Annotated in this window: 7 protein-coding genes; 1 reads left to right on the top strand and 6 read right to left on the bottom strand. The window is 72.1% G+C overall.

The genetic code is table 11. The features are described 5' to 3' along the window. From L2I40_RS20470 to L2I40_RS20450, 5 genes are all read right to left on the bottom strand, one after another. Window positions 1-318 (bottom strand): ATP synthase F0 subunit B (locus L2I40_RS20470; protein ID WP_237217025.1); only part of this gene is annotated, 318 nt, incomplete at its 3' end. 11 nt (window positions 319-329) lie between these two features. Further along, entirely contained in the window at window positions 330-827 is a 498-nt protein-coding gene (locus tag L2I40_RS20465) for a F0F1 ATP synthase subunit B family protein (protein ID WP_237217024.1), read from the bottom strand. A 95-nt stretch (window positions 828-922) separates the two neighbouring features. Next, window positions 923-1147, bottom strand: a complete 225-nt coding sequence (locus L2I40_RS20460; protein WP_237217023.1) for an ATP synthase subunit C family protein — start codon at window positions 1145-1147, stop codon at window positions 923-925. 74 nt (window positions 1148-1221) lie between these two features. Continuing rightward, window positions 1222-1980 carry a F0F1 ATP synthase subunit A gene (locus L2I40_RS20455; RefSeq protein ID WP_237217022.1) on the bottom strand — a complete coding sequence of 253 codons (759 nt, stop codon included), beginning with the start codon at window positions 1978-1980 and terminating at the stop codon, window positions 1222-1224. 61 nt (window positions 1981-2041) lie between these two features. Beyond that, a complete protein-coding gene (locus tag L2I40_RS20450; RefSeq protein WP_237217021.1) occupies window positions 2042-2341 on the bottom strand; it encodes an AtpZ/AtpI family protein in 300 nt (99 codons plus the stop codon). Between the two features lie 262 nt (window positions 2342-2603). On the opposite strand from L2I40_RS20450, the gene L2I40_RS20445 reads away from it, so the two are divergent. Next, on the top strand, window positions 2604-2882 hold the full coding sequence (locus L2I40_RS20445) for a hypothetical protein (RefSeq protein WP_237217020.1): 279 nt from the start codon (window positions 2604-2606) through the stop codon (window positions 2880-2882). Between the two features lie 37 nt (window positions 2883-2919). Here L2I40_RS20445 and L2I40_RS20440 read toward each other — a convergent pair whose 3' ends face one another. Next, on the bottom strand, window positions 2920-3567 hold the full coding sequence (locus L2I40_RS20440; protein WP_237217019.1) for a LysE family transporter: 648 nt from the start codon (window positions 3565-3567) through the stop codon (window positions 2920-2922). Window positions 3568-3678 lie beyond the last annotated feature (111 nt).

Below are 3678 nucleotides of genomic sequence, written 5' to 3'. Positions count from 1 at the left end.
GGCTTGGGGCTCGGCCGCGGCGGCCTCGGCCACGCGCTGCGCCTCGACGCGGGCGCGGGCGAGCATGTCCTCGGCTTCCTTGAGCGCGGCGGCGCGCTCGGCCTCGGCCTGGGCACGCATCGCCTCGGCCTCGGCGCGCAGGCGCTGCGCCTCGTCAAGCTCGGCGCGGATGCGGGCGCCGCGCGCGTCCAGCATCTCGGTGATCCGCGCCCAGGCCATCTTCGCGACGAGCGCCACGAAGATGACGAAGGACACGGCGACCCAGAACTTCGGGTCGAGCCAGAAATGCGCGTAAGCGTGCTGGGCGGGGGTTGCCATCTGTGCCTCCGTCAGGCCGCGCGCGCGGCGAGCGCGCGATCCACCGCGGCGTCCACCGCCTTGGCGTCGGCCTTGGCGCCGAGCTTGGCGACGAGCGAGGTGGTCGTCTCCGCCGAGACCTGGCGCAGCGCGCCCATCGCCTGGTCGCGCGCCGTGGCGATGCGCGCCTCGGCTTCATCGATCTGGCGGGCAAGGCGGGCGTTGAGTTCTTCCGACCGCTTCGCAGCCTCAGCCTGAGCCTGCTGCATGGCGGCGGCGATGGCCGATTGCGCCTCGGCGCGCGCCTTGGCGGTGGCCTCGCGGTGCGCGGCCATGGCGGCGTCGGCCTCGGACTTCGCGGCCTGCGCGGCCTCGAGGTCGGCGGCGATGCGGGCGGCACGCTCCTCGAGCACGCCCTCGACGCGCGGCAGGGCGTAGGCGGTGAGCATGTAGTACAGCGCGCCGAAGATGATCAGCAGCCAGACGATCTGGGCGATGATCAGCGGGTTGCCGAAATCCAGCTGTGGCATGGTGGTCCGTCGCCTCGCGCCTGTTCACCTGCGACGCGCCGCGCGGATGCGCGACGCGTCGTCGTTCCCGCCGGCGAGCGCCGGCGGAAGCGGGATCAGGCGAAGAGGATGAGGAAGGCGATCAGCAGGGCGAAGAGCGCGACCGCCTCGGTCAGCGCAAAGCCCAGGATGCCGATCGGGAACACCGCGTCGCGGGCGGCCGGGTTGCGGGCCACGGAGGTGATCAGCGCGGAGAAGATGTTGCCGATGCCGAGACCCACGCCGAACAGCGCGATCACGGCGATGCCGGCCCCGAGGGCCTTGGCGGCTGCCACTTCCATGGTTGAGATCCTTCTTCGTCAGGTCGGTCGTTGTCTGTCCGAGGCGCGCGCCTGCATCCGGGTCACATGGCCGGTCAATGCAGGTGCACGGCGTCGTGCAGGTAGATGCTGGTCAGGATGGCAAACACATAGGCCTGCAGCAGCGCGACCAGGATTTCGAAGCCGACGATCGCGACGTTGGTCGCGAGCGGCAGGATGGCGATGAAGGGCCCCACCGCGCCGAGGCCGCCGAGCAGCACGACGAAGGTGGCGAAGACCTTCAGCAGCACGTGGCCGGCCGTCATGTTGGCGAAGAGACGGATGGCGAGGCTCACGGGCCGCGAGAGGTAGGAGATGACTTCCACCGGGATGATGATCGGCGCCAGCCAGATCGGCGCGCCCTCGGGGAAGAAGTAGCCGAAGAACTTCTTGCCGTGCAGCGCGAAGGCCACGACCGTGATCAGCACGAACACGATGAAGGCCAGCGTGAACGTGACGGCGATGTGGCTGGTGAAGGTGAAGGCGTAGGGCAGCAGACCGAGCAGGTTGCCGACCAGGATGAAGGTGAAGAGCGCGAAGACGAAGGGGACGAAGCGCCGCCCTTCGTGCTGGCCCACCTGGTTGCCGACGAGGTCGGCGATGAATTCGTAGAGCGACTCGGTCAGCGACTGCAGGCGCCCCGGCACCACCGCGCGGCGCGACATGCCGATCATGATCGTGCCGATGATGATGCCGACCGCGAGCAGCATGTGCGCCGAGGACTGGGTGAAGCCCACCGCCTCGCCGATCGGGCCGAGCACGGTCTTCAGCTCGAACTGGCCAAGCGCGTCGATCGTCTTGCCTTCGGCAGCCACTTCGCCAGTCCCCCGGTCCGCCTGCGCGGCGTTGGTGTCGTTGCCTGCCGCGCGCGTCCGGTCAGGACGGCCCGGGGCCGCGCCTCGCGGGGTTGAACAGCCGATAGACGTTCAGCACCCCGGCGACGCTGCCCAGCACGAAGAACAGCAGGAAGAGCCAGGGCCAGGTGCCGAGCCAGCGGTCCAGGAACCATCCGGCGGCCACACCGACGATCAGGGCCGAGACGACCTCGACTCCCGCCCGGAGTCCGAAGCCCCAGGTGCCGCCCTGCGGGAGTTGCCCGCCGCCCGGCGGGGTGTCCACCCCATGCCTGGCGCGGGCCTGCCGCAACCGCTCCTCGAAGCCGTCCTTGTCCGGCATGCGCTCCTCCCTCGCGGTCCCCCGCCCGGAAGGCGGGCCGTCCCTACGGCGCGGGGGGAGATGTGTCAAGGCAACCTCTGCCGCGTTGCAGCATGATCGCGGTCTCTCGCGAAAGACATCCAGCGGGCCCTGGCCTGCGCCCCGCGGCCAGCGCTAGCGTCGCGGTGCCGGGTGTCCGCCGCCATACTCCAGGTCGAACGCCCTGACCCATCCGATCGATCCATGGCCGCTTCTCGCCGGCGCGTCGGCGCTCTGCCTGCTCGTGGCGGGCTGGCTGCTGCTGCGCGACGGGCGGGGAGAGCGTCGGCGCCCCGGCACGCGCGGGCCGACACGCGGGGCGCGGGTCATCGGCGCGCTCCGGCTTCCCGCCCTGGCGGTCTTCGGTGCCTTCACGGCGAGCGCCGCGCTGGACGGCATCGCCGCGCTGCTGCCGCCGGAGCCCCCGCCGCAGCCGATCGGTCACGAATGCCGGTCACACGCACCCGCAACCGACGGCGCGCCCTGCGAGACGACACCCGACACCGCACCACGATACCGCTGAGCCCTGCCAGCCCGCGGGCCCGGCGGGCGCGGGCGCGTCAACCGGCCGCGAGCAGCGGGGTCACCAGGACGACCGCCAGCACCGCCAGCACCAGCGCCGAGACGGTGCACACCCGACGATGGTGGCGGATGGCCAAGCTGCGCATGGCCGGCCGCGCGAACAGCGTCGCGACGAGCAGCCCGTAGAGCAGCACCTGCAGCAGGACCAGCGTCGGCGCCAGGGCGCTGCCCGGCGTCCCCGCCAGCGGACCGACGAACTGGGCGGCGCAATAGGCCGCGGTCACCGGATTCATCACCGCGGTGCCGAATCCCGCCCCGAAGGCCGCGGCCGGCTCCTCGCCATCGGCATGCAATGGACGGTACGGCCCTTCCCGCATCGGTGGCGTCCGCGCCACGCGGAGCGCGACGAGCAGCAGGACGAACGCGCCGATCGCGCGGCCCGACACTTCGAGACCGGGGACGTCCGGCAGCGCATCGAAGATCATCCACACGAGCAGCGCGAGCGTGCCCGCGCCGGAGGCGATACCGACCACGAAGGGCAGGACGCCGCGGAAGCCGCGCAGCGCCGACAGCGTCGCCATGGCCAGCATGTTCGGGCCCGGCGAGGCGAGCACGGCAAGGTAGCCGAGCGCGAACTTCGCCAGCTGCGGGGCAGCCGGCAGCGCCAGTTCGAAGGGCGGGCTCACCGCGCGCGCCCAACCCCGGCCGGATGCGGGCTGGGGGTCGGGGCTCCCAGGAGAAGCGCGGCGCCGCAGCCGCTCAGCACCGCAGCCGCTCCGGCGTTGCGCGGCGGCCGG

This window comes from Falsiroseomonas oryziterrae, from assembly GCF_021864505.1.
GTDB classification, from domain to species: Bacteria; Pseudomonadota; Alphaproteobacteria; order Acetobacterales; family Acetobacteraceae; genus Falsiroseomonas; species Falsiroseomonas oryziterrae.
The sequence above is the reverse complement of the archived record's forward strand: the minus strand, read 5'-3'. Positions and strand labels throughout refer to the sequence as shown.

Coding starts and splice junctions, on each gene's coding strand:
- L2I40_RS20465 (WP_237217024.1), bottom strand. CDS start 827: ATGCCACAGCTGGATTTCGGCAACCCGCTGATCATCGCCCAGATCGTC.
- L2I40_RS20460 (WP_237217023.1), bottom strand. CDS start 1,147: ATGGAAGTGGCAGCCGCCAAGGCCCTCGGGGCCGGCATCGCCGTGATC.
- L2I40_RS20450 (WP_237217021.1), bottom strand. CDS start 2,341: ATGCCGGACAAGGACGGCTTCGAGGAGCGGTTGCGGCAGGCCCGCGCC.